This window comes from Micromonospora sp. BQ32 (genome assembly GCF_059358895.1).
In genome coordinates this window covers 163,065-187,986 of record NZ_JCADBI010000001.1, presented here as the reverse complement: position 1 = coordinate 187,986, position 24,922 = coordinate 163,065, and the positions used below count along the sequence as shown (strand labels likewise).

The following is a 24,922-nucleotide window of genomic DNA, read 5'->3' as shown; positions in this document are numbered from 1 at the left end:
CTGAGGCAAATCAATACTTGAAGAAGTTAAATATTCGCCTTAGATTTCGTCCATGTTGCCTGGGATCGACACCGGCACGTTCGCCGGGCCACCGGCGGCCACAGCGGTCTTCACGACGGTGCTGACCGAGGGGCCGGTGAGTCGGGTCGCGCTCGCCCGCCGGCTCGGGCTCTCCTCCGCCGCCGTCACCAAGGCCGCCCGGCCGCTCATCGACCTGGGCTACCTGCACGAACTGGCCGCCACCGAACGCTCCGGGCCGGGCGCCGGCCGCCCCGCCAGCCCCCTCGCGGTGCGCGCCGAACGCGAATTCTTCCTCGGCGTGAAAATCACCGCCGACGAGGTGATCGGCGTGGTCTGCGATCTGCGCGCGCAGGTCCACGCCAGCGCCCGCCGGCCGTTGGACGACCCCGACGTCGACGCGGTCCTCACCGAGGTCGGCCGGCTCGCCGACGACCTGTTCGGCGCGTTCCCCGGCGACCGCACCCGGGTCCGCCGGCTCGGGCTGGCCCTCTCCGGCGACATCGACCGCGGTATCGGCCTGGTGCGCTACTCGCCGTTCCTGCACTGGCGGGACGTGCCGCTGGGTCGACTCGCCGCCCAACGCACCGGTCTCACCGTCACGGTGGAGAACGACGTCAAGGCGCTCACCGCCGCCGAACACTGGTTCGGCGAGGGGGTGGGGGCGGAGTCGTTCGCCCTGATCACCGTGGGCACCGGCATCGGCTGTGGGCTCGTCGTCAACGGCCGCCTGGTCTCCGGCTCGTACGGCGTGGCCGGCGAGATCGGGCACCTCACCGTCGACGCCACCGGCCCGGACTGCCACTGCGGTGGTCGCGGCTGCGTCGAGTCGATCGCCGGCACCGACGCCATCGTGGCGCAGGCCCGCGACCGGACCGGCCGTCCCGACCTCACCATCGACGAGGCGGTGGCCCTGGCGCGCGGCGGCCACGAGCAGGTGCGGGCCGTCTTCACCCGGGCCGGTGGCGCGATCGGTTGTGGCATCGCGGCCGTCGCGAACCTGGTCGGTCCCACCCGCATCGTCGTGTCCGGTGAAGGGCTGGCCGCGTACGACCTGTTCGACAGCCACATCCGCACCAGCTTCGAACGGCAGGTCTTCGGCGCCGCCGCTCGGTGTCCCCTCTCCATCCGCCCGTTGCCCTTCGAGGAGTGGGCCCGCGGCGCGGCGGCCGTGAGCATCCAGTCCCTCGTCGTCCCCTGACCCGGCGTCACCCCGGCCACCGGCCGTCCATAGCGCTCGACCCAGCGTGCCACCAGGAGGTTGACCATGCCGTCACCGACAAGCCCGCGCAGACAGCACCGCACCCGGGTGCCGCTCGTCGCGGCGGCGCTGGGCGTGCTCCTCGCCGCGGGCGCCGCCCCAGCCCAGGCCGCCCCGACGGCTGCCGCCCCACCGGCCGCCCCGACGCAGGCGGCGGCGGACATCGCGCAGCGCCCCTTCATGGGGTGGACCAGTTGGACCATGCAGTCCTCGAAGTACCCGGGCCTGAACCCCGACGGTGACTACAGCTACCTCACCGAGGCCAACGTCCTGAAGCAGACCGACGCCCTCGCCACCAGGTTGAAGCCGTACGGCTACGAGTACGTCAACATCGACGCCGGCTGGTGGCGCAACAACGACTGGGTACCACGCTTCGACCAGTACGCCCGGCAGACCCCCGACCCGGTGCGGTTCCCGCGCGGGATGCAGGCAGTCGCCGAGCACATCCACGGCAAGGGGCTGAAGGCCGGCATCTACCTGCCCGTCGGGCTGGAGAAGGAGGCGTACGCAGGCGGCGCCGCGCCGATCTGGAACGCCCCCGACTGCACCACCGCCGACATCGTCTACCCGGACCTGCGCACCACCAACGGCTGGGACAGCGCGTACAAGCTGAACTTCGACAACCCCTGCGCCCAGAAGTACATCGGCTCGCAGGCGCAACTCTTCGCCGACTGGGGTTACGACTTCCTCAAGCTCGACGGGGTCGGGCCGGGCTCGTTCAAGTCCGGTGACAACTACAACAACGTGGCCGACGTGGCCGCCTGGCAGCAGGCCATCGCCACCGCCGGCCGCCCGATCCACCTCGAACTGTCCTGGTCGCTCGACATCAACCACGCCGCCGACTGGAAGCGGTACTCCAACGGCTGGCGCATCGACACCGACGTCGAGTGCTACTGCAACACCCTGGTCAGCTGGGAGAACTCGGTCGACGACCGGTTCGACGACGCGCCGGCCTGGAGCCGCAAGGCCGGCCCCGGCGGGTGGAACGACCTCGACTCGCTCAACGTGGGCAACGGCGAGATGGACGGCCTCACCAGGGCCGAGCGCCAGTCGTACGCGACGCTGTGGGCGATCTCGAAGTCGCCGCTGTACACCGGGGACGACATCACCCGCCTCGACGACTACGGGTTGTCGTTGCTGACCAACCGCGAGGTCATCGCCATCGACCAGAACGGCGGCGCGCCCGCCCGGCCGGTCACCCCCGCCGGTGACCAGCAGGTCTGGGGTGCGAAGAACCCGGACGGCAGCTACACCGTGGCCTTGTTCAACCTCGGCGACGCGCCCGCGTCGGTCACCGCGCACTGGGCGTCGTTCGGGTTCACCGGCAACGCCGCGGTCCGGGACGTGTGGAACCGCCGCGACCTCGGGACGCAGAAGAACGCCATCACCGCGGCGCTGCCCGCGCACGGCTCACGGCTGTTCACCGTACGGCCGGGCACCGCTCTGACCTCGACCAGCTACGAGGCCGAGGCTTCGGTCAACACCCTGACCGGCAACGCCTCCGTCGGCGGCTGTGACGCCTGCTCCGGCGGTCAGAAGGTCGGCAACCTCTATGTCGGCGGCAAGGTGCGGTTCAACGACGTCACCGTGCGCAAGGACGGCATCTACACCGTCGCGGTCTCCTACGTCAGTGGTGACGCGCGGTCGGTGCAGGTCTCCTCGAACGGCGGCAACGGCAGCTACCTGAAGTTCCCCTCCACGGGTGACTGGGGCACCGTCGAGACGGTCAGCGTCCAGCTGGCGCTGAAGGCGGGCGTCAACACCATCACCTTCGACAGCGGCACCTGGTACTCCCCCGACATCGACCGGATCGCCGTACCGCAGACCCTCTGACGTGCCCGGCGCGGCCCGGCGCGACAACCGGGCCGCGCCGCCGCGCGCATCCGCCGAACGCCCAGGTTGGAGAACCCGACATGGAGATCCACAGCACGCGCGACAACCACCCCAACCGTCGCGGCTTCCTCGCCCTGGCCGCCGCCGCCGGCGCGGCCACCACACTCGGTGGCCTACCCGCCTTCGCCGCCACGCCCACACCCCGGCGTCCCACCACGTCGCCGATGCTCGCCCCAGAGGTTGCCGCGAAGAACCAGCTCTGGTGGCGGGCACCCGGCTCCGCCACCTCGATGATCGAGCAGGGCCTGCCGGTGGGCAACGGCCGACTCGGGGCGCTCGCGAGCAACGACCCGTCCCGGGAACTCCTGACCATCACCGACGCGACGCTCTGGACCGGTGGCCGCAACGACACGCTCGACGGCGACGGCCAGTTCCCCTACGGGCGCGAGGACTTCGGCTCGCTCACCATGCTGGCCACGCTCACCGTCGACATCCCCGGGCACGACCTCGGCGCGGTCGACGCCTACCGCCGCACCCTCGACCTGGCGCAGGGCCTGGTCAGCGCCGCGTACGACATCGGTGGTGTCGGTTATCGACGGGAGGTCTTCGTCAGCCGCCCGGACGACGTCATCGTCCTGCACTTCACCTCCCAGGGCGGCGGCACGTACACCGGCACCGTCTCCCTGGCCGGCACCCACGGCGAGTCCACCACCGCCGACCCCACCGGCCGGTACGCGTCGTTCGGCGCCTCGTTCGCCAACGGGCTGCGCTACGGCGCCGCCGTCACCGCGTACAGCGGCACCGGGACGGTGACGGTGGCCGGCACGTCGATCTCCTTCACCGGCTGCCGGGACCTCACCGTCATCGTCAGCGGCGGCACCAACTACGCGCCGACCGCCGCCACCGGCTTCCGCGACCCGTCCGTGCAGCCGGAACGGCTGGCCCGGGACAAGGTCCTGGCCGCGGCGCGCGCGTCGGTCCGCGAGCTGCTGCACACCCACGTGGCCGACGTCCGCCCGGCGTTCGAGCGGTTCGCCATCGACCTCGGCACGTCGTCGGCCGCCCAACGGGAACTGGACACCTGGGAGCGGGTGCAGGCGCGCTGGCGCGACAACGTCGCCGACCCGGAGCTGGAGGCCGCGTACCTCCAGTTCGGCCGGTACCTGCTGATCTCCGGGTCGCGGGGCAGCCTGCCGATCGGGTTGCAGGGCCCGTGGCTGGACGGCAACGACCCGGACTGGATGGGCGACTACCACAGCGACGTCAACATCCAGATGACCTACTGGCCGGCCGACCGCGCCGGCCTCACCGACACCTTCGACGCGTACGCGGACTACTGCGTGGCGCAGTTGCCGGTCTGGACCGAGGTCACCCAGCGGCTCTTCAACACCTCGACCAACCGGTTCCGCAACACCAGCGGCCGGGTCGCCGGGTGGGCCGTCGCCTTCTCCACCAACCCGTACGGCGGGAGCGGGTGGTGGTGGCACCCGAGCGGTAACGCGTGGCTCTGCCAGAACCTGTTCGAGCACTACGAGTTCACCCAGGACCGCGGCTACCTGGCGAAGATCTACCCGGTCATCAAGGGTGCCGTGGAGTTCTGGGAGACCCGACTGGTCACCGCGACCGTCACCGACGCGTCCGGCGCCGCGCGCGAGGTGCTGGTCGCCGACCGGGACTGGTCGGCCGAGCACGGGCCGCAGGACACCCGGGGCAACACCTACTCCCAGGAGCTGGTGTGGAACCTCTTCGAGAACTACCACACCGCCGCCCGGGTGCTCGGCCGCGACGCCGACCACGCCCGGAGCGTCGACGCCCTCCGCAAGCGCCTCTACCTGCCCGAGGTCAGTCCCACCTCGGGCTGGTTGCAGGAGTGGATGTCACCGGACAACCTCGGTGAGACCACCCACCGGCACCTCTCCCCCCTCATCGGTCTCTTCCCCGGCGACCGGATCCGCCCGGACGGCTCCACCCCCGCCGAGATCGTCGACGGTGCCACCGCCCTGCTCACCGCGCGCGGCATGAACAGCTTCGGCTGGGCCAACGCGTGGCGCAGCCTGTGCTGGGCGCGGCTCAAGGACGCGGAGAAGGCGTACCAGCTCATCGTCAACAACCTGCGGCCGTCGACGAACGGCAGCAACGGCAGCGCCATGAACCTCTTCGACATCTACGAGACGAACCCCGGCCGGGGCATCTTCCAGATCGACGCGAACCTGGGCACCCCCGCCGCGATCGTCGAGATGCTGCTCTACTCCCGGCCCGGTCACGTCGAGTTGCTGCCGGCGCTGCCCGCCGCCTGGGCGTCCGCCGGTTCGGTGGCCGGTGTCGGCGTACGCGGTGGTTTCACCGCCGACCTCAGCTGGCGCGACGGGCGGGTCACCCAGGCGCGGTTGACCAGCGTGGGCGGCCGCAGCACGACCGTGCTGGCCAACGGCTGGTCCCGCCAGGTCACCCTGCGCCCCGGCGAGTCGGTCGCCCTGAGGAACCTCTGATGCGGGCCGGGTTCGCCCGGCGCGGGGCGGCCGCCGCCGTCGCCGTGCTGCTCTGCGAACCCCTGGTCGCGTCGGCGGCGCAGGCGCGGGCGCGGCACGACCCGGCGGCCGCTGCCGGCCGGCACTTCGCGGTCACCTGGGCCGCCAGTGCCGACCGGCAGGGCGCCGGGCCCGCCGAGCGCAGCTATCGGTTGGTGGTGCGCACCAGCGTCGGCGGTGACGCGCTGCGGATCCGCCTCACCAACGCCTTCGGCGAGCACCCGGTGACCTTCACCAGCGCGTACGCCGGGTTGCAGCGGCAGGGCGCCGAACTGGTCCGGGGCAGCAACCGGCGGCTGACCTTCGGCGGGCAGCCGTCGGTCACCGTCGCGGCCGGGGAGATGGTCCTCAGCGACCCGCTGCCCGGCAGGCTGGCCGCCCAGAGCGATCTCGTGGTGAGCCTCTACGTCACCGGCGCGCAGGGCCCGACGAGCGGGCACGGCATGGCCATGCAGACGTCGTACGCGACCGCCGGTGATCACGCCGCCGAGGAGGCGGCGACCAACTGGACCGACTCGATGACCTCCTGGTACTGGCTGGACGCGGTCAGCGTGCGGACGTCCACCGCGACCCGCTCGGTGGTGACCCTCGGTGACTCCATCACCGACGGGTGGGCCTCCAGCACGGATGCGAACCGGCGCTGGCCCGACTATCTCTCCCGGCGGCTCCAGGCCGCGCCGGACAGCCCGGTCAGAGGGGTGGCCAACGCCGGGATCTCCGGCAACAAGGTGCTCGCCGACGGCGCCGGAGAGTCCGCGCTGCGCCGGTTCGACCGTGACGTGCTCTCCCATCCCGGGGTCGACACGGTGTTCGTGTACGAGGGCATCAACGACATCAAGGCCCACACCGGCGTGACCGTGGACGACCTGACCACGGGTTATCGGCAGTTGGCCGACCGGGCGCACGCGGCCGGCAGGTGCGTCGTGGGCGCCACGGTCATGGCGTACAAGGGCTGGCCGGAGTACGACGCCGCCGGTGAGGCCGTGCGCCAGGGCGTCAACGACTGGATCCGGCACAGCGGCGTGTTCGACGCCGTGGTCGACTTCGACCGGATCACCCGCAGCCCGTACGACCCCCAGGCGCTGCTGCCGTTCTTCGACAGCGGGGATCACATCCACCCGAACGACAAGGGCATGCAGGCGATGGCGGACGCCGTCGACCTGGCCGCGTTGCGCTGCGACGGGTGAGCGATCGACGGGATGACACGCCCGCGTGGTACCGATAGCGTCCCTGACTGGACGATCAACGTCCAGGCCGATGTCACCGGAGGAGACGCCGATGTTCGAGGAGTTCATGGGCATCCCTGCCCACCCCCTGGTGCTGCACGCCGCGGTCACGTTCGTGCCGCTGCTGGCCCTGCTGGCTGTCGGTTACGCGTTCGTCCCGCCGATCCGGCCGCACACCCGGTGGGTGCTGGGGCTGCTCGCCGTGGGTGCGCCGGTCGCCGCCCTGCTGACGAAGCTCTCCGGGGACGCCTTCCTCGAGCGCATGCGCGCCGCCAACCGGGTCACCCCCGAGTTCCTCCCGAAGCTGCAGGCGCACCAGGAATTCGGCGACATGACGCTCTACACCAGCATCGGGTTGGGGGTGGTGGTCCTGGCACTGGTCCGGTTCGTCCCACCGCGGCCCGCCGAGGGTGTGCGCCCCCGGCTGCTGACCCCGGCGTTGCAGGTGTTGTCGCTGGTGGCCGCCGCCGTCACCGTGTACTACGTGGTCCGCACCGGGGACTCCGGGGCGAAGGCGGTCTGGGAGGGCCAGTGACGGTCAGCGACACAGAACGGTGGTGCGACCCGGCCGGAGCCGGGCCGCACCACCGCGTCGACGGTCAGCCGGCGCGGTACGCCCGGATGATCGTCTGGTCGATTCCGCTACCGCCGTTGGCGGCGGCCTTCACCCGCAACGACACGGGCTGCCCGGCGGCGGCCGTCGGCAGCGCGACCCGGTAGCTGTCGCCGCTGCCGGTGACCCGGGCCGCGTTCCAGGTGGCGCCGTCGTCCGTCGAGGTCCAGACCTGGAACGACGTCACCTTCTGCGTCTTCACACCGTGCGCCTGCCGGACGGCCAACTCGGCCGTTCCGTCGACCGGGTGGTTGTTGTGGTCCATCGGCAGGGCGTAGTCGACTGCGAGCAGCGGCAACGGCAGGCTCCCGGTCCCGTCGGGGCCGGCGGACCGGAACGTCCACGAGGTGTTGACCTTGGTTGAGATCGGCAGAATCAGGCTCGTGTCGACGTCGAGGGTCACCCGATAGTCGGCCATCGACTGCCCGACGGTGAAGTCGCCGTACGGGCCTGACCGCTCGTCGACGAGCTTGCCGTTGCGGTACAGCGACAGCTTGCGCTTCACGCCGATCGCCTCGCCCTGGAGGCAGTCGGCCCGCTGGTGCTGGTCGGTCAGCGACACCAGGTCGAGGTGCAGGTTGCCCCGGGTCCGCGACGGCGCGGTGGCGCAACTCCAGTCGGCACCGGCCGGGTCGTCGTACCAGCCGGAGTGCAGCGGCTGACGCGCCCAGACCTTGGTCTGCCGGCTGCCCGGCTGGTAGCTGCGGGGCGCCTCGTCCGCGGCAAGCCCGCCGTAGACGCCCTGGTCGGCCCAGAGGATGTCGGGCGATAGGTAGTCGGTCCGGTACGGCGGCAGGTTCCCCTCGTGGGTCTGGGTCACCCCCACCCCGTCGCGGGTCATGCCGGTACGGACCAACTGGGTGAACATCTCCGGTGAATCCGTCTGGTGGAACCGCTCGTCGATCCGGGCCAGCTTGGCCTGCTCCGCCGTGGTGACGCGGAAGGCGGGGTCGGCCGGTACGCCGCCCGCGTACTCGTGCACCAGGTTGTAGCGGTACGGGTTGGCGGTGCCGGCCGGCGAGTCCAGGTTGACGGCCGCCCAGGTGCGCCGGGAGCCGACGGTGGGCTTGGGCAGGGCGGTGGTGCGGACCGTCGTCTTGGTCCCGTACCCGCTGATCTGGTGCCACCAGGACAGGCCGTTCGGCGCGGTCTGGACGTTGGTGAGGTCGGTCCGGGTGGGCGTGGTGGGCACCCCGTCGACAGTCGCCGTCACCGGCTTGGCCCGCGCCGGGTCGAGCGTCACGTTTCGGGTGCCGCGCACGTCCAGGTCGGCCTCGGCCGCGAGCGTCGTCTCCAGCACGTCACTGTCGACGTAGTAGGCGACGGAGGAGCCGAGGATCGCGTACCGGCCGGCCGGAACGCGCAGCGTGAAGGTGTCTCCGGGCGTACCGCCCGCGCCGTCGTAGTAGATGACCGGGTCGGTGAGGTTGGTGACCATCAGGTTGATCCAGCTCTCCGCGCCGTCCTTCAGGCCCGGCAGCGGCTTCGTCTGGATCGTCAGGTCGTAGCTGGGCGGCTCGACGTAGAAGCTCACCGGGGTCGTCGCGACCAGCTTGCGGCCGGAACGGGCGGTGACGGTGGCCAGGTAGAAGCCCGGCCGGGCGGCCAGCGCCGCACGGTTGACCCGCAGGGTCGCCGCGGCGGTGGCGCCGTGCTTGAGCGTCAGCCGGGTCGTCGAAAGCGACGCCGCACCGCGCGGCACCGGTTGGCCGTCGTGGTTGACGATCGACACGTCGAGGTCGAGAACGGCCGTCGACTCACCGGTCCAGCTCAACGTCGTCTCGCTGGTCCCGGACTGCGGGTAGGCGAAGGTGCCGAGGTTGACCACCGGCTGGTTGCTGGTGGGACCGCCGAGGGCCCGGGCCGCGTTGAGCCGACCGGCGCCGACGGCGTACGGGTCGATGCCGGTGAGCGGGTCGGCGGCGCCGACGAGGGCTGCCTTGAGTCGCTCACCGGTCCAGTCCGGGTGGCGCTGGGCGAGCAGCGCGGCGGCGCCCGCCACGTGCGGGCTCGCCATCGAGGTGCCGCTGATCGCCTCGTAGTACCGGTCGATCGGGTCCCGGAGGTTGGTGCCGGCGGCCCGGGCGGCGACGATGTCGACACCGGGCGCGACCAGTTCCGGTTTGGCCACGTTGCTGGTGACCAGCGGCCCGCGGCTGGAGAACTCGGCGAGCTTGTCGTCCCGGTCGACCGCGCCGACGGTCAGCGCGCTGGCGGCCGAGCCCGGCGAGGAGATGGCCCCGCCGCTGTTGCCGGCGGCGATGACGAAGAGCGCGCCGGTGGACCTGCTCAGACCGTCGACGGCCAGCGACAGCGGGTCGTTGCCGTCGTCCGGGTCGCTGCCGCCGAGGCTCATGTTGATGACGTCGGCCCGGGTGGCGGCCCACTCCATGCCGGCGATGATGCCGGAGTCGTCGCCGGAGCCGTGGTCGTCGAGGACCTTGCCGATCACCAGCTTGGCGTCCGGCGCCACGCCGCGACGCTGCCCGTGGGCGGCCGCGCCGGTGCCGGCGATGGTCGAGGCGACGTGCGTACCGTGGCCGTTGTGGTCGACGGCGTCACCGCCCTCGGCGGTGAAGTCGGCCCGCTCGGCGACCCGGCCGACCAGGTCCGGGTGGGTGAAGTCGGCGCCGGTGTCGAGCACCGCTACCCGGACGCCCTTGCCGGTGTAGCCGGCCTTCCAGGCGTCCGGCGCGGCGATCTGACCCAGGTTGCGGTCCAGGCCGGCGGGGCGCCCGCCGCCGGTCAGGGCGGTGGCCCGGACCTTGCGGTCGAGCCAGACCTTCTTCGCGCCGGCGAGCAACGAGTTGGTCGCGAGCTTCGCCGTGGCCGGGCTCTTCTTGGGTACGCGGCCGGCGACCGCGCCGATGCTGGGCAGCGGCAGCACGTCACCGAGCGCGGCCACTCGGGCGGACGCGGTGGCGGGCTGCACGATGAGCGGCAGCTCGGCGGAGTTGTCGTCGTCGTAGCCGTCGGCGATCAGCGTGGTGATGTCGAACAGGTCGGGGTCGAGGACCGAGCCGAGCTGAGAAGCAACGCGAGCGGGGATGACGTGCAGGTGACCGTCGGGACCGCAGCTCTGACGGATCACCGCGTTCTCGTCCGTCGGCCGCACCGTGGCCTGCGGGCAGCCCGATCCGGTGTCCCGTACGGTCACCACGTCCCCGGTCAGCAGGGTGACGGTGTGCGTCTTCTGGTCGGCCAAGGCTGCGGGTGTGCCGGTCCGACCGATGTCGCTGGTCCCGGCCGTGGCAGCGCCGCCCGGTAGGGCGGTCAGCGTCGTGGCCGTGACGGCGACGGCCAACAGCCACCGCGTTTTCCTGAGCATGGTGCTCCTCGTCTCATGTGGACGAAGCCGCCTCTTCGGGCGACCTCCCGCAAGATCATATGCAGGGAAAGGATCACCAGGGCACCCCTCGACGAGGGGTTTTCCCGCCCGCGCGCTGAGGGTTTCGGCGCTGTTTCGCCACCGGGCCCAGTTCGTGTCGTTTCGATTGCCACTCCCCGGACCGGCAGCGACGGTGTGGACGGCAGCTGCCTCCCCAGCCGAAGGGATCGACGGGACGCGGGCCCGGACCTAGCATGACGACGAATGGATCTTCGAGATTGGCCCTGCCGACCCCCGGCAACCAGCCCAACCGAAGGGAGACGCGCATGCGTCGACCCCGTCATCTGGCACTCCTGACCGTCGGCGTGTCCGGCGCTCTGGTCCTCAGCGCAGCCCCACCAGCGGCTGCGGCTCCGCCCACGCCCACCACGCCCACCGGCATCGTGGTCAGCGACGGCATGACCCAACCGGTGTTCTCGCTCGCCGACGCGATCGAGGAGCGGGTGTTCGTCCAGACCTCGGTCGACACCGACCACGACGGTCGACCCGACCGGGTGGCGATCGACATCTCCCGCCCCCGGGAGACCGCCACGCAAGGCTTCAAAGTGCCGGTCATCTTCGAGCACAGCCCGTACCGCAAGGGCACCTGGGGTGACGTGCCGTACCCGAGTGTGCTGGTCGACGATCTGCCGCAGAACGGCCTGACCGACCGCGACGGGCGTCGCGCACCCGACGCCGGCGCACAGCGGGCCCAGGCGAAGGCGAACCTGCCCGGCTCGCTGGACGACTACTACGTGCCCCGCGGGTACGCGGTGGTGCTCGGCCAGAGCGTCGGCACCGGCGACTCGGACGGCTGCCCGACCAGCGGCGACCAGGCCGAGACGCTCGGCACCAAGGCGGTCATCGACTGGCTCAACGGCCGGGCGAAGGGGTACGACGCGAACGGCGCCCCGGTCACCGCCGGCTGGACCACCGGCGCGGTCGGCATGACCGGTGTCTCCTACAACGGGACGCTGCCCAACCAGGTGGCCACCACCGGCGTCAAGGGGCTCAGAACCATCGTGCCGGTCTCCGCGATCAGCAGCTGGTACGACTACTACCGGGCCAACGGTCTGGTGGTCGCACCCGGGACGTTCCAGGGCGAGGACCTCGACATCCTGGCCCAGTACACCGCCGGGCAGGCCCGCGCCGAAGGGCCCTGCGCCGACGAGCTCGCGGAGATCACCGCGAAGCAGGACCGGGTCACCGGCGACTACTCGACGTTCTGGCGCGACCGCGACTACCTCGACGCCCGCGACGTCGAGGCCAGCGTCTTCGTCGTGCACGGCCTCAACGACTGGAACGTGAAGACCGAGCACTTCGCCGGCTGGTGGGACCAGCTCGCCAAGCGCGACGTCCCCCGAAAGATCTGGCTGCACCAGGGCGGGCACGGTGGCCCGGGCAGCAGCGCGTCGGTGACCCTGCCCAGCGGGCAGACGTGGACCTACAAGCAGACCGAGAACCGCTGGTTCGACTTCTGGCTGTGGAACGTACGCAACGGCGTCATGGACGAGCCGACGGCGGTGCTCCAGCGCGAGGACCGCGCCTACACCACGTACGCCAACTGGCCTGACCCGGCGGCGCGGGAGGTCGGGCTGCGCTTCGCGGCCACCGACGCCACCGCGCCCGGCGCGCTCACCACCGGTAAGCCGCCGAAGGCCAAGGTCGAGCAGAGCTTCGTCGACGAGGGCCGGACCATCCACCCGGACACCCTGGTGTCCAACCCCGACACCGCGAGCGCCAACCGACTCGCCTACCGCTCCCCGGAGCTGACGCAGAGCGTGCGCATCTCCGGGCGTCCGGAGATGCGGCTGCGGATGGCGATCGACAACAAGCCGGACGCGAACCTCACCGCGTACCTGGTCGACTACGGCCCGGCCGGGTCGACCGCCGCCCCGACCGTGGTGACGCGAGGTTGGATGGACCCGCAGAACCGCAAGAGCGCCGCGCGCACCGAGCCGGTCAAGCAGGGCAAGCTGTACGACTACCGGTGGAGCATGGAGCCGAAGGACTACGTCTTCCCGGCCGGGCACCGGATCGGCGTGGTCGTCTTCTCCAGCGACCAGGAGTACACCCTGCTGCCGTTGGCCGGCACCGAACTGCGGGTCGCGCCGAACGACAGCGAACTGCGACTGCCGGTGGTCGGCGGGCGGAGCGTCCTCGGGTTCTGATCGCATCCCCGCGCTCTCCGGGTGGGGCAGTCCGACGCGTTCGGGCTGCCCCACCCGCACGTCGGGACCATGCCGCCGCGTCTCGCCTCGCCTGCCTGCTGCCGCGCAGGTGCCGCCGGCCGCCACGCAGCGGCATGATCCACTCGGCTTTCATGATGTCGGGGTATCCCCGCCAACCGGACACCGCGACCTTCAGGAACCCGAGTGGATCACGCCGTCGGGGCCTCCGTGTCGGGTTCGCCGGGGGCGGCGGGGTGGGTGTTTGTCGGGTTTGACCGTTGGCGTCGGGTGGTCGGGGCCACCCCGTCGGCGGAATCGGCGGCCGGACCGGGTCGTTATACCTGGCAGACCACCGCAACAGCCCGGGTCATTGGCGCGCCGGCCCCGCCGGGAACACCCGCCAGGCCGCCCCGGTTACACCCCCGAGCGGCCGACCGGCACAACCCGGCCGACCCCCGCGGGTAGGCGGAATGACCTGCCACCGCGAACGGTTACATCCTGTCCCGACGCCGATCCCCCTTCGCGGGTCACCGGGCAGAACCCCTCGAACTTTTCCCGCACGGTCGTACTGACCCCCCGTTGAGAGCCGTGCGGGCACCCCCGATGCAGAGGAGCACGCCATCATGCGTACCGATCTGATCCGTAAGACCGCTCTGACCGCTGCTGGCCTCGCGTTCACCGGTGGGGCTATCGCCGGACCGGTGACCGCCGCGTACGCCGCGTCGGATGCCAAGCCGGCCACCCAGACGCAGAGCGACCGTAAGCCCGCCGGTGAGCGTCAGCTCGGTGTGCGCTACGAGGCCCAGCCGAACTTCTACTACTGCGGCCCGGCCGCCACGCGTAACGCCCTGTCCGTGCAGGGCAAGGAGATCAGCGTGGACGCCATGGCCAAGGAGATGGGCACCACCGAGGCCGGCACCAACTCCATCAACGACATCACCCCGGTGCTGAACAAGGAAACCGGCAAGAACGACGCCTACCACAGCGTGGAGATCTCCAGCCCCAACGCTGACGGTAAGCAGACCGACCGGCTGCGCGCCGACATCGTGCGCACCGTGGACGACGGCCGGGCCGTGGTCGCGAACATCGCCGGCACCAGCGTCGACACCGACGGCGGCGTGCACTCCTTCGAGGGCGGGCACTACATCAGCGTCGTGGGTTACCGCGACGGCGGGAACGTGGTGAAGATCGCCGACTCCGCCGATGCGAACACCGCCTCCTACGAGGTCACCGTCGAGCACCTCGCCGACTGGATCGCCACCCGCGGCTACGCCACCAGCTGACTCAGCACGCCGAACGACGACGAAGGGCCGGACCCCACCACGGGGCCCGGCCCTTCGTCGACTTTTCCACCAACTGCGGCACGTATTGACAATTGTCGACTTCAGCGTGAGGCTGGGAGCAGTGAGAGCGCTCTCTCGCACCGGCCCAACCGGCCACCACCCAGTCTGGCCAGGCACAACTCCGATGCCTTCGGCGGCGGCGCCGGAGCTGTCCCTGACCCGTCCCCCGACAGGAGTCACGATGGACAGGGCCGCACCCCTCTCCGGCATCCCCCGCCGACGGCGCCTCGCCACGGCGATCGGCGCACTGCTGGTGCTACTCGGCACATACCTGGTGTCCACCACCAACCGGGCCGACGCCGCCCCCGGCCGAGCCGGCGCCGACTACGGCACCAACGCCATCCGGGTCGCCGAGTTCCCCGCCGACTGCACCTACAGCCACCGGCTGCCGGACGACCCGATCATCTTCCCCGGGTTGCCCGGGGCGTCGCACATGCACAGCTTCTTCGGCAGCACGGTGACGAACGCCAGGACCACCCTCCCCGACCTGGTCAACTCGCCCACCACCTGCAACCCTCGGGTGGACGTCTCGTCGTACTGGGTACCGACCCTGTACCGGGACAACGTCCCGGTGGAGCCGGCGATCGCCACGTTCTACTACCTGGGCGAGGGCGTACGCGCCGACGTCGTCGCGAACACCCAGCCGTTCCCGCTGGGTTTGCGGCTCGTCGCCGGCAACGCGAGGGCCACCGGGCCGAACGACAGCATCGCCCGCTGGTCCTGCCTGCACGCCGGGCACGTGCCGCCGTCGAAGGACTTCGTCAACTGCCCGTCGGGCACGATGCTGGAGTCGTACCTGGACTTCCCGCAGTGCTGGAACGGCCGTGACCTCGACTCGCCTGATCACAAGAGCCACCTGGCGTACCCGGTGAATCAGGCATGCCCGAGCACCCACCCGGTGCACGTGCCGAAGTTGCGCCAGGTGCTGCGGTACCCGGTCACCGGCGACCCGTCGCGGTTCCGGCTGGCCTCCGGGCCGGGCTACACGATGCACGGCGACTTCTTCAACGCCTGGCCGGTGGCGGAGTTGGCTCGCCGGGTCCAGGACTGCATCCGTCCCGTCATCAAGTGCGGTCACGACGGCCGACCGATCTGAGCGACAGCTCCACACCACGGCGGCGGGTCCGGTCACACCGGGCCCGCCGCCCTGGGCGAAAGGGAGTCGGATGCGCCAGCCCACGACGTCCACAGTGCTCATCGCCGTGTTGCTCGTCGCCGGCTGCGGCGCCGGGCCACGGGGCGCGGCCAGCACCACCGCACCACCCGCGACCGCGCCACCGGCGACGGCCGCGCCGACACCCACGGGTACGGCGTTCAACCCCACCGACATCGCCTGGCTGCAACTGACGGTGGCGATGACCGAACGCCTGCTGCCCGTCCTCGATCTGGTGCCGGCGCGGACCACCGACCCGGCCTGGCGGCGGACGGCCGCCCAGCTCGCGACCGCCCAGCGCGCTCAACTGGACCACGCCCACCGGCTGCTGGCCGACGCCGCCGCGCCGACGACGAATCCGCACGAGGGACACGACATGCCGGGCATGGCCACCGCGCAGGAGATGACCGCGCTGCGGGCGGCCACCGGGGCGCCGTTTCACCGCCTGCTCGCCGGGCACCTGCGGGCGCATCTCGCACAGTCGGTCCGGATCGCCACCGCGGAGCAGCAGAGCGGAGTCCAGCCGGCGACCGTCGCGCTGGCCGCGACCGTGGTCCGGAACGGCACCGCCGACCTCGCCCGACTCGACGGGCTCGACCCGCCGGGTGCAACGCAGCCGGCGGCCGGTCACGCAGATCAGACAGTCGGCGAGGCTCAGGCGGCGTAGCGGGCGGCGAGGTCGACAACCCGACGGGCGGCGGCCACCATCGCCCGGTCGGCGAACCGGCCGTCGGGCAGGACCACGGTTCCGGAGTCGCGCTGGTGCGCGTCCGCCACGGCGGCCAGCAGCTCCGTGGCACGGGCCACCTCCCGGTCGGCCGGCCGGAACGCGTCGACGATCACCGGGAGCTGGCGGGGGTGGATCGCCGCGCGGCCGAGGAAACCGAGCCGTCGACCCACCACGCAGGAGGCGGCCAGACCGGTGAGGTCGACGACGTCGGCGTACACCGACATGGCCGGCGGGGTCAGACCGGCCGCGCGGGCCGCGACCACCACCCGGCCGCGCGCCCAGAGCAGCCCGTCGTCGTCGCTGACCCCCAGATCCGAGCGGAGGTCGGCCTCACCGAGCCCGATCGAGGCCACCGCCGGGTGGGCAGAAGCGATCGGGTACGCGGCTTCCAGCCCGACCGCCGACTCGATCAGCGGGTGCAGGGGCACGTCGACCCGCTCGGCGAGGGCCGCCAGCGTCGCGGCCGACTCGACCTTCGGCAGCCGCAGCCCGGCCAACCCGGGCCGGCCGGCCACCGCCGCCAGGTCGGCATCGAGGTCCGGGCCGGTCAGCTCGTTGACCCGGACCTGCACGGGCACCGGGTGCGCCTCGGCGAGGAACTCGGCTACCGCGTCCCGGGCGTACGCCTTGCGCCCGGCGACCACGGCGTCCTCCAGGTCGAGGATGACCGCGTCGGCACCGGAGGCGACCGCCTTGGCGAACCGGTCCGGGCGGTCGCCGGGCACGTAGAGCCAGCTCAACAGCATCAGAGCACCCCCCACTCGCGCAGCGCGGCCAACTCCTCGGCGCTCAGGCCGAGCGCGCCGAAGACGGCGTCGGTGTCCTGGCCGTGCCGTCGGCCGGCGTGCCGGATCTCGCCGGGCGTCTCGGCGAGCCGGAACGGCACGTTCTGCATCCGTACCTCGCCCAACTCCTCGTCCGGCACGGTGTGCACGGTGCCCAGGGCGGCGTACTGCGGGTCGGCGAGGATGTCGCGCACGTCGTAGACGGGCGCGACCGCGGCCTGCGCCTCCTCGAACGCGGCCACCACCTCGTCACGGTCGCGTTGCGCCACCCAGGCGCTCACCGCCGCGTCCAACTCGTCGGCGTGCGCGGCCCGGCCGCTGCCGGTGGCGAACCACGGCTCATCGATCAGCTCGGCACGGCCGACCAGCCGCAGCACCCGCTCGGCGATGCTCTGCGCGCTGGTGGAGACCGCCACCCAGCGCCCGTCGGCACACCGGTAGGTGTTGCGCGGGGCGTTGTTGTTGGACCGGTTGCCCAGCCGGGGCTGCACGTAGCCGAGCTGGTCGTACCAGGTGATCTGCGGCCCGAGCATCGCCATGATCGGCTCGATGATGGCGAGGTCGACCACCTGCCCGGAGCCGGTGACGTCGCGGGCCCGCAGGGCGAGCATCACCGCGTACGCGGCGGCGAGCGCGCTGACCGAGTCGGCCAACCCGAACGGGGGCAGCGTGGGCGGCCCGTCCGGTTCCCCGGTGGCCGCCGCGAAACCGCTCATCGCCTCGGCGAGGGTGCCGAAGCCGGGTCGGCGGGCGTACGGGCCGACCTGGCCGAACCCGCTGATCCGGGTGATCACCAGCCGGGGGTTGACCGCGTGCAGCTCGGCCGGGCCGAGCCCCCACCGCTCCAGCGTTCCGGGGCGGAAGTTCTCCACCAGCACGTCGGCGTCGGCGAGCAGCCGGCGCAGCAACGCCGCCCCGTCCGGGTCGGAGAGGTTGAGGGTGACGGTGCGCTTGTTGCGGCCGAGCACCTTCCACCAGAGACCGACGCCGTCGCGGGCCGGGCCGTGTCCCCGCGACGGGTCCGGCTTGGCCGGATGCTCCACCTTGATCACGTCGGCGCCGAAGTCACCGAGGAACGCCGCCGCGAGCGGCCCGGCGAAGAGGGTGGCCAGGTCGACGACCTTGACGCCGTCCAGTGGCGCGGTCACCGGGTCACCTCCGTCGCCTCCGGCAGGTCGGCCGCGCAGCGGAACCCGACCTGTTCGGAGCGGGCGAGACCGGCGCCGGTGAGCAGCAGCTTCACCGAGACGTCCGCCGGTTGCGGGCCGCCGTCGAGGTACCAGTCGGAGCCCTCCGCCCGGTACTGTGCGCCGCCCTTGAGGATGGCGAACCGGGTACGACCGTCGGAGTGCTCGCTCTCGGTCAGGTTCCACACCAACGGTTCGCGCCGCACGAGCAGCCCCGCCTCGGCGGCGACCTGCCACTCGTCCTCGGTGGGCAGGCGCAGCCCGGCCCACGCCGCGTACGCCCGCGCGTCGGCCAGCTCGACCCCGGTCACCGGGGCGCCGGCCGGACCGGAGCCGGCGGTGAACCGCTCCGGGCGCACCGGAACGTAACCGGTGGCGCGCCGGAACTCGGCGTACTCGCCGTGGGTGACCTCGTGCACGGCGATGGCGAACCGGCCGAGCCGCACACTGCGCCGCAGCGTGCCGGGATGGTGCAGCCGGGGCGGCAGCGGCTTCCACTCGTCGACGTAGGGCGCCTCGCCGTACAGCCCGGTTTCCCGCACCCGGTGCCGGACGACCAGGTCGTGCCGGCCGCCCTCGACGGCGACCAGGCCCGGCGGCACCTGCGGTCGGGGCGCCCACGGCGTACGACGACGCACTGCGGCGCGGGCCGGGAAGGACGGGTCACCGGTCGGCGGCTCGTGCCGGTGCGCGGCGGCGACGCCACGCGTCACGGCCGCGATCGCGCCGGCCGGGAGCGGGCCGCCCACCGCCAGCCGACCGTCGACGGTCTCGGTGACGGTCAGCTCGGCACCGGTGACCAGGTCGACGAAGTGTCGGCCGGCGCTCGGGTCGGTGATCAGCCACGGGCCGTCGTGGTCCGCGCCCCGGTTCGCCACCGTCCACAGCGGCTCGTCGTCGTGCGTCCAGCGGGACGCGTACACCTGGCCGTCGCCGGGATGGTCAGCGAGCGGCACCCAGTCCTCGGCGCGCAACCACGCCGCATGGCTGGCCTGTACCCGGCGCATCGCCCGCAGCACCGCGCGGTCCCGCTCGTTCCAGCCGACCCAGACGCCGAAGACGCTCTCCCAGACCAGCACGCCGACGCCGTTGAGCCAGGCGGAGTGCAGCTCGTCGAGGTGGTCGCGGTGCCAGCGCCGGGTGTGGTGCAGCACGTGCCGTCGCTCGAACCACTTCGCCCGCAGCACGCCGGGGACCTCGGAGTCGGCGAACCACTGCGCCCAGGACATCGCGTGGTCGGCGATGCGGGCCAGGGGAACCCGGCTTTCGCCCTCCAGGACCATGCCGGGGCGCACCGCGTCCAGCGCGGCGCGCAGCTCCCCGGCGCCTTCCTTGAGGGTGTCCAGGAAGACCCCGTCGACGCCGAGCTTGCCGGCCAGGGTGGCGACCTCCTCGGCGTCGCTGCCCGATTCACGGCGGGTACCGGTGTCCCACGGGTTGTAGTCGACGAAGACCCGTACCCCGCGTTGCTGGAACGCGCGCACCACCTCGGGTAGCTCCGGCACGTCCCGGTACCAGTCGAACTGGTTGCGGTCGTCGAGGCCGATCACCGGGTACGCGTGCCAGAGCACCACCCCGTCGAAGCCGCCGAAGTCCCGCCCGGCCGCGTCGAGGAACTCATCGACGGTGAAGACGCCGCGTTCGTGGTCGTAGAGCGTCTCGTCCCAGAGCCAGGCCAGGCAGACGCTGAAGCAGTCACTGGCGATCTCGTCGTAGTGCTCGCCGACGTAGCCGATCCGGTCCCGGGCGTCGACCCGCCAGCGGGCGATCTGCTCCCGCCAGGCCGGCCAGTCGGCCGGGTCGGTCGGGGCGGCGAAGATCTTCGCCTCGTCCAGGGTGCTCAGGTCGGCGTGCCCGCCCAGCGGCACCTCGGTCGGCCGGTCGATCGGGCGTGGGACGTACGGGTTGAAGCTCACGGTGCACCTCGGTAGGTCGCGTCGTAGAGGGCGTCGATGGCCGGCCGCTCGGGCAGGGCGGTGGACGCTCCGGGCCGCTGGGCGCAGGCCGCGCCGGCGGCGCAGGCCCAGCGCAGGCTGGCCGTGACGGTGTCCTCGCTGCTGGCGCCGCCCCGCTCGGCCCAGCCCACGGCGAGCGCGCCGGTGAACGCGTCACCGGCGGCGGTGGTGTCCACCGCGTCGATCTGCGGCGCCGGGACCGCGAGCCGAAGGCCGTGCCGGTCGGCGTACCCGGCGCCGCGCGCGCCGAGGGTGAGCACCACCCGGGGCACCAGCGTCAGCAGGGCGTCGAGCAGCACCGGTGGGTCGTCGGAGGCGACCTCGGCGACGACCGCCGCCTCGTGCTCGTTGACCACCAGCACGTCGACCAGGTCGAGCAGTTCGGTGGGGAGCGCGGCGGCCGGAGCGGCGTTCAACACCACTGTGGTGCCGTCGGCCCGGGCCCAGTGCGCCGCCTGGAGCACGGCGGCCAGCGGCACCTCCAGTTGCAGCAGCAGCACGTCCGCCGCCGCGATCGTCGCCCGGTCGTCCGCGTCCAGCTCGGTCAGCGTGCCGTTGGCGCCGGGCGCGACCACGATGAAGTTCTCCGCGTCCCGGTCGACGGCGATCAGCGCGACGCCGGAGGGGCCGGCGACGGTCCGCAGGCCCCGGACGTCCACGCCGGCGTCGACGAGACTCGCCCGCATCCGGGTACCGAATTCGTCGTCGCCGACCGCGCCCACGAAGTCGCAGGCCGCGCCGGCCCGGGCGGCGGCGACGGCCTGGTTGGCGCCCTTGCCGCCGGGTACGGTCCGGAAGTTCTCGCCGAGCACCGTCTCACCGGGGCGGGGAAGCCGCGACGCCGTGACCACCAGGTCCAGGTTGCTGCTGCCCACCACCGCCACCCGCGCGCTCATGCCACGCTCCCTTCCGTGCTGCTTCCCGGCTGCGCCAGGGCGAGGGTCCGCTCGGCCAGCTCGTCGAAGCCGATCCCGTCGAAGCCGGCGATGCTGCTGGCCAGCCGGTTGCGCAGCGGGTCGACCCAGCGGGCCGGCAACCCGGACGCGCCGGTGAGCGCTCCGGTCACCGCGCCGACCGTCGCGCCGGTCGAGTCGGTGTCCCAGCCGCCGCTGACCACCGCCGTGATGGACCGTTCCAGGTCCCCCCGGCCGTAGGCCAGGGCGGCGGCCACCAGTGCCGCGTTGTTGCGGACGTGCACCCAGTGCAGGTGGCCGTGCCGTGCGTACAGCTCGTCGACCACGCGCTCCCAGTCGTCGGTCCCCGCGCCGAGGGCGCGCGCCTCCCGGACCGTGGCGGCGAACCGGCTGCGCGGCGGCAGCACCGCCTCGGCGGCGTCCAGCACCTCGTCCACGGTGTCAGCCACCGGCGCGGCGGCGGACAGCGCCGCCGCCCAGAGCGCGCCGTGCACCCCACCCCGGACGTGGCTGACCGTCGCGTCCCGCACCGCCAGCTCGGCGGCGCGGTCCGGCCGGCCGGGGTTGACCCAGCCGTACACGTCGGTGCGGATCTGCGCGCCGATCCACTCCCGGAACGGGTTGTGCCGACGGGCGCTCCGCGGCGGCGCGTAGCCGAGAAGGAGGTTGCGGTAGGCCACCCGCTCGGCGGTGAAGACCCGCCCGCCGGGCAGCCAGTCCAGCCACGCCTGCGCCACGTCGGCGCTGGTGAAGCCCCGACCGTGCGTCTCCAGCACGCGCAGTGCCAGCAACGCGTAGTTCAGGTCGTCGTCCTCGGGCATCCCGTCGATGTTCTCGGCGAGGCTGGTCGGCGCGCTGCGCCGGTTCCACGGCCAGCGGGCCGCCACGTCGGCCGGGAGCCCCTTCGCGGTGAACCAGTCGCGCAGTGGCCACCGGTCGGTCGCGGTGAGGATCTGCCGGATGCCCTCGCGGGGAATCTTCTCCACCGGCTTGCCGAGCAGGCAGCCGACCGCCCGGCCGAGCCACCCGCCGTGCAGCCGGTCGTACGCCACCTCCGTCGGCAGCGACCAGCTGGTCGGCCAGCCGGCGCGCAGCGTGGCCAGGTCGTCGGCCTCGTCGGCGGTGTCGATGGCGGGCACCGCGTCGGCGGCGTCCAGCAGCTCCGTGGCGAGGGCTCGCAGCTCGGGCGACGCCGGGGTCACTGACGCCCCGCTGACCGGTGGGGTCAGATCCCCGCCGGCCGCCGTCCACCGCTCGGCGATCGCGGCGACGTCGCGCCCCTCGTCCCGGCTGGCCGCCAGCTCGTGCGGCAGCAGGTCCTCCGGCTGAACCCAGGTGATCCTCACCGGGTCTCGCCCCCAGCCTCCCGGGTGGCACCGGCGGCCAGCCCGGCGAAACGCTCCGCCCGGCGGGCGAACCGGGCCTGGTCGCGTTCGAAGACCTCGCCGGCCACCGCCGCGAGGACCCGGGCCGGCTCCACCAGGTCGGTCTTGGAGGCGGTGGCGACCACGTCGGACCACTCCGCCGGCACCGCGTCGGCGCCGCCGAGCGCACCGGCGATGGCGGCGGCCATGGTGGCGGTGGAGTCGGCGTCCCGGCCGTAGTTGACCGAGCCGAGCACTGCGGCCCGGAAGTCGCCGCCGGCCACCACGAGCATGCCGAGAGCCACCGGCAGCTCCTCGATGGCGTGCAGCCGGCTGGGCCGCCGCGCGCCGAGGCCGGGGCTGCGGTACTCCTCCCCCACCGTGTCGTAGGGGGCGACCGCGGCACGCAGCGCCGGGATCGCCTGCTTCCAGTCGTGGTGGCCGCGGGCCTCCTTGACCACCGCGTCGATGGCGGCGCGGGTGCCGTCGCGGGCCAGGTCCAGCGCCGCCGCGACGACGTCCTCGACGCCGGCGCCGGGGGTCGCGGCCGCCGCGACCGAGGCCGCGAACACCGCGGCGGCCTCCCGCCCGTAGCTGTGCTGGTGCGCGCCGGCGATCTCCACCGCTTCGGCGTACGCCCCGGCCGGGTCGCCCGCGTTCACGATGCCGACCGGGGCCATGTACATGGCCGCGCCACAGTTGACGATGTTGCCGACGCCGGCCTCGCGTGGGTCCGCGTGGGCGTGGTGCAGTCGGGTGACCAGCCACCGTTCGGCGGCCGCGAGGCGGTGGAAGGTCACCCCGTCGCGCTCCAGGTCGGGGATGTACACCACCCGCTCGATCAGGTCGGGAACCAACAGCTCCACCACGTCGTACGCGTCGAGGTGGTCCCGTTTGGCCGCGTACGCGCGGACCAGGGCGTGGGTCATCAACGTGTCGTCGGTGATGTGCCCGTCGCCCTTGTGGTACGGCGCGAGCGGTCGCGCGGTGGCCCAGTCGGCGTGGTACGGGGGCACGATGCCCTCGACCCAGCCGCCGAAGCGGGTGCGGATCTGCTCGGGCAGCGCCGTCTCGGTGGCGCCGCCCAGGGCGTCTCCGACCGCGGCGCCGACCAGGCAACCGACCGATGTGTCGAGCAAGAGTGACATGTCGTTACCTCAGAACCTGCTTGCCACCGTCGACCAGCTGCGTGCCGAGCTGATCGAGGGTGATCTTGTTGGCGAAGTACTGCTGGAGGGCCGGGGTGGCGTACTTGGTCTTCCACTCCGGGTAGCCGTCGGCCTGCTGGAACGGGGCGACGGTCAGGTCCGCGGCGCTGTCCGCGGCGACGTCCCAGCCCTGCTTGCCGGCGGTGAGCTTGACCAACTCCTCATTGGCCTGCTTGCCGGTCGGCACCAGCCAGTCGCCCTTGGCCAGGGCTGCCATGTTGGTCGGGTTCAGGAAGTACTCCAGGAACTGCGCGGCCTGCTTCTTGTGCTTGCTGTCCTCGGAGATCGACAGCGTCTGCGGGTTGGCGGCCTGCTTGGTGGAGAGTCCCTTGATCGGGGGCAGGGTGACCCATTCGAAGCCGGCCGGCGCCTGCTCGACCATCTGCTGACGCAGCGACACCGAGCCGGGCAGCATCGCGTACTTGCCGCCGAAGAAGCCGGGCAGGGTGTCCGCGCCGCTCATGCCGAGCGCCTCCGGGGAGGCGGACTTGGCGGTGTAGAGCATGTCGTGGATCCGCTTCGGGATCTCCTTCTCCGCGTCGCCGACCTTGACCTCCGTGCGCCCACCGTCGCCGTAGAAGAACTTGCCGTCGTAGTTGAGCGCCAGGTTCAGCACCCGGTTGGTCGGCGACTTCAGCGCCCAGGCCGCGCCGTACTGGCCGGGCTTGGTGAGCTTCTGCGCGTTGGCCTGGAACTCGTCCCAGGTCCAGCCGCCGTCGGCCGGCGGCACCGCGACACCGGCGGCGTCGAGCAGCTTCTTGTTGGCGATGACGACCTGCGACTCCAGCAGGAACGGCACACCGGTGACCTTGCCGTCGACGGTGGCGGTGTCCCAGATGCCCTTGTCGATCTGACCTTTCAGGTCGTCGGAGACCAGGTCGGAGAGGTCAGCCAGGTAGCCCTGCTTGCTGAACTCGCCGATCGCGGACGCCTAGTAGTGCACGATGTCCGGCGCGTCGCCGCCCTCGAACGAGGTGAGCAGCTGGTCGTGCACCGAGTTCCAGTCACCCTGGACGTACTCGACCTGGATGTCCGGGTGCTCGGCGTTCCACTTGGTGACCAGATCCTTGTTGACCTGCAACGACTCCTTTTGCCAGGCGAGGCTGAGGAAGCGCAGCTTGGCGGGGCCTGAGGTGCCCTCGTCGTCGCCGCCGGCACCGCACGCGGTGAGCGCGCCGAGGCCGATGACCGCGACCGCGGCGGCCGCCGCGAGTCGACGGAATCGGGTACGGAGCATGGGGGTTACCTCCTTGGTGGTGGTGGTTG

At 72.3% G+C, this 24,922-nt stretch carries 16 protein-coding genes and 1 pseudogene; 9 read left to right on the top strand and 8 right to left on the bottom strand.

Annotated features, from left to right (window positions below):
• Positions 1-52: 52 nt before the first annotated feature.
• The 5 genes from AC5L30_RS00775 to AC5L30_RS00755 all read left to right on the top strand — a co-directional run bounded on the left by AC5L30_RS00775 (position 53) and on the right by AC5L30_RS00755 (position 7,401).
• Positions 53-1,219, top strand: a complete 1,167-nt coding sequence (locus tag AC5L30_RS00775) for an ROK family protein (protein WP_494864471.1) — start codon at positions 53-55, stop codon at positions 1,217-1,219.
• Between the two features lie 66 nt (positions 1,220-1,285).
• On the top strand, positions 1,286-3,112 hold the full coding sequence (locus AC5L30_RS00770) for an alpha-galactosidase D (RefSeq protein WP_494864470.1): 1,827 nt from the start codon (positions 1,286-1,288) through the stop codon (positions 3,110-3,112).
• Between the two features lie 80 nt (positions 3,113-3,192).
• Positions 3,193-5,601, top strand: coding sequence for a glycosyl hydrolase family 95 catalytic domain-containing protein (locus tag AC5L30_RS00765; protein ID WP_494864469.1), 2,409 nt, complete (start codon positions 3,193-3,195; stop codon positions 5,599-5,601).
• Positions 5,601-6,827, top strand: a complete 1,227-nt coding sequence (locus AC5L30_RS00760; protein ID WP_494864468.1) for an SGNH/GDSL hydrolase family protein — start codon at positions 5,601-5,603, stop codon at positions 6,825-6,827. Before AC5L30_RS00765 ends, AC5L30_RS00760 begins: the two co-directional genes overlap by 1 nt.
• A gap of 91 nt (positions 6,828-6,918) precedes the next feature.
• On the top strand, positions 6,919-7,401 hold the full coding sequence (locus tag AC5L30_RS00755; protein WP_494864466.1) for a DUF2231 domain-containing protein: 483 nt from the start codon (positions 6,919-6,921) through the stop codon (positions 7,399-7,401).
• Positions 7,402-7,465: 64 nt separating this feature from the next.
• Here the strand turns inward: AC5L30_RS00755 and AC5L30_RS00750 are convergent, their stop codons facing one another.
• Positions 7,466-10,807, bottom strand: coding sequence for a S8 family peptidase (locus tag AC5L30_RS00750; protein WP_494864464.1), 3,342 nt, complete (start codon positions 10,805-10,807; stop codon positions 7,466-7,468).
• A gap of 326 nt (positions 10,808-11,133) precedes the next feature.
• Here AC5L30_RS00750 and AC5L30_RS00745 point away from each other — a divergent pair, with 326 nt between their 5' ends.
• The 4 genes from AC5L30_RS00745 (at position 11,134) to AC5L30_RS00730 (ending at position 16,180) form a co-directional block, all read left to right on the top strand.
• Positions 11,134-13,017, top strand: a complete 1,884-nt coding sequence (locus AC5L30_RS00745; protein ID WP_494864462.1) for a Xaa-Pro dipeptidyl-peptidase — start codon at positions 11,134-11,136, stop codon at positions 13,015-13,017.
• A 623-nt stretch (positions 13,018-13,640) separates the two neighbouring features.
• Positions 13,641-14,300 carry a C39 family peptidase gene (locus AC5L30_RS00740; protein WP_091399499.1) on the top strand — a complete coding sequence of 220 codons (660 nt, stop codon included), beginning with the start codon at positions 13,641-13,643 and terminating at the stop codon, positions 14,298-14,300.
• Positions 14,301-14,541: 241 nt separating this feature from the next.
• Complete coding sequence (locus tag AC5L30_RS00735) at positions 14,542-15,456, top strand: DUF1996 domain-containing protein (RefSeq protein WP_494864461.1); 915 nt, start codon at positions 14,542-14,544, stop codon at positions 15,454-15,456.
• Between the two features lie 70 nt (positions 15,457-15,526).
• On the top strand, positions 15,527-16,180 hold the full coding sequence (locus tag AC5L30_RS00730; RefSeq protein WP_494864459.1) for a DUF305 domain-containing protein: 654 nt from the start codon (positions 15,527-15,529) through the stop codon (positions 16,178-16,180).
• On the opposite strand, the gene AC5L30_RS00725 is transcribed toward AC5L30_RS00730, so the two are convergent.
• From AC5L30_RS00725 to AC5L30_RS00695, 7 genes and pseudogenes are all read right to left on the bottom strand, one after another.
• Positions 16,168-16,989, bottom strand: a complete 822-nt coding sequence (locus tag AC5L30_RS00725; RefSeq protein WP_494864457.1) for an HpcH/HpaI aldolase/citrate lyase family protein — start codon at positions 16,987-16,989, stop codon at positions 16,168-16,170. The two genes, AC5L30_RS00730 and AC5L30_RS00725, sit on opposite strands and share 13 nt — an antisense overlap.
• Positions 16,989-18,176, bottom strand: coding sequence for a CaiB/BaiF CoA transferase family protein (locus AC5L30_RS00720; RefSeq protein WP_494864455.1), 1,188 nt, complete (start codon positions 18,174-18,176; stop codon positions 16,989-16,991). The genes AC5L30_RS00725 and AC5L30_RS00720 overlap by 1 nt, the downstream gene beginning before the upstream one ends.
• Entirely contained in the window at positions 18,173-20,131 is a 1,959-nt protein-coding gene (locus tag AC5L30_RS00715; RefSeq protein ID WP_494864454.1) for an SUMF1/EgtB/PvdO family nonheme iron enzyme, read from the bottom strand. The genes AC5L30_RS00720 and AC5L30_RS00715 overlap by 4 nt, the downstream gene beginning before the upstream one ends.
• Complete coding sequence (locus tag AC5L30_RS00710; protein WP_494864452.1) at positions 20,128-21,066, bottom strand: ribokinase; 939 nt, start codon at positions 21,064-21,066, stop codon at positions 20,128-20,130. The genes AC5L30_RS00715 and AC5L30_RS00710 overlap by 4 nt, the downstream gene beginning before the upstream one ends.
• Entirely contained in the window at positions 21,063-22,430 is a 1,368-nt protein-coding gene (locus tag AC5L30_RS00705) for an ADP-ribosylglycohydrolase family protein (RefSeq protein WP_494864450.1), read from the bottom strand. Before AC5L30_RS00705 ends, AC5L30_RS00710 begins: the two co-directional genes overlap by 4 nt.
• Positions 22,427-23,596: an ADP-ribosylglycohydrolase family protein gene (locus AC5L30_RS00700; protein WP_494864449.1), complete on the bottom strand. Its 1,170-nt coding sequence runs from the start codon at positions 23,594-23,596 to the stop codon at positions 22,427-22,429. The genes AC5L30_RS00705 and AC5L30_RS00700 overlap by 4 nt, the downstream gene beginning before the upstream one ends.
• Before the next feature lie 4 nt (positions 23,597-23,600).
• Positions 23,601-24,893, bottom strand: a pseudogene (locus AC5L30_RS00695) (ABC transporter substrate-binding protein).
• Between the last annotated feature and the right edge of the window lie 29 nt (positions 24,894-24,922).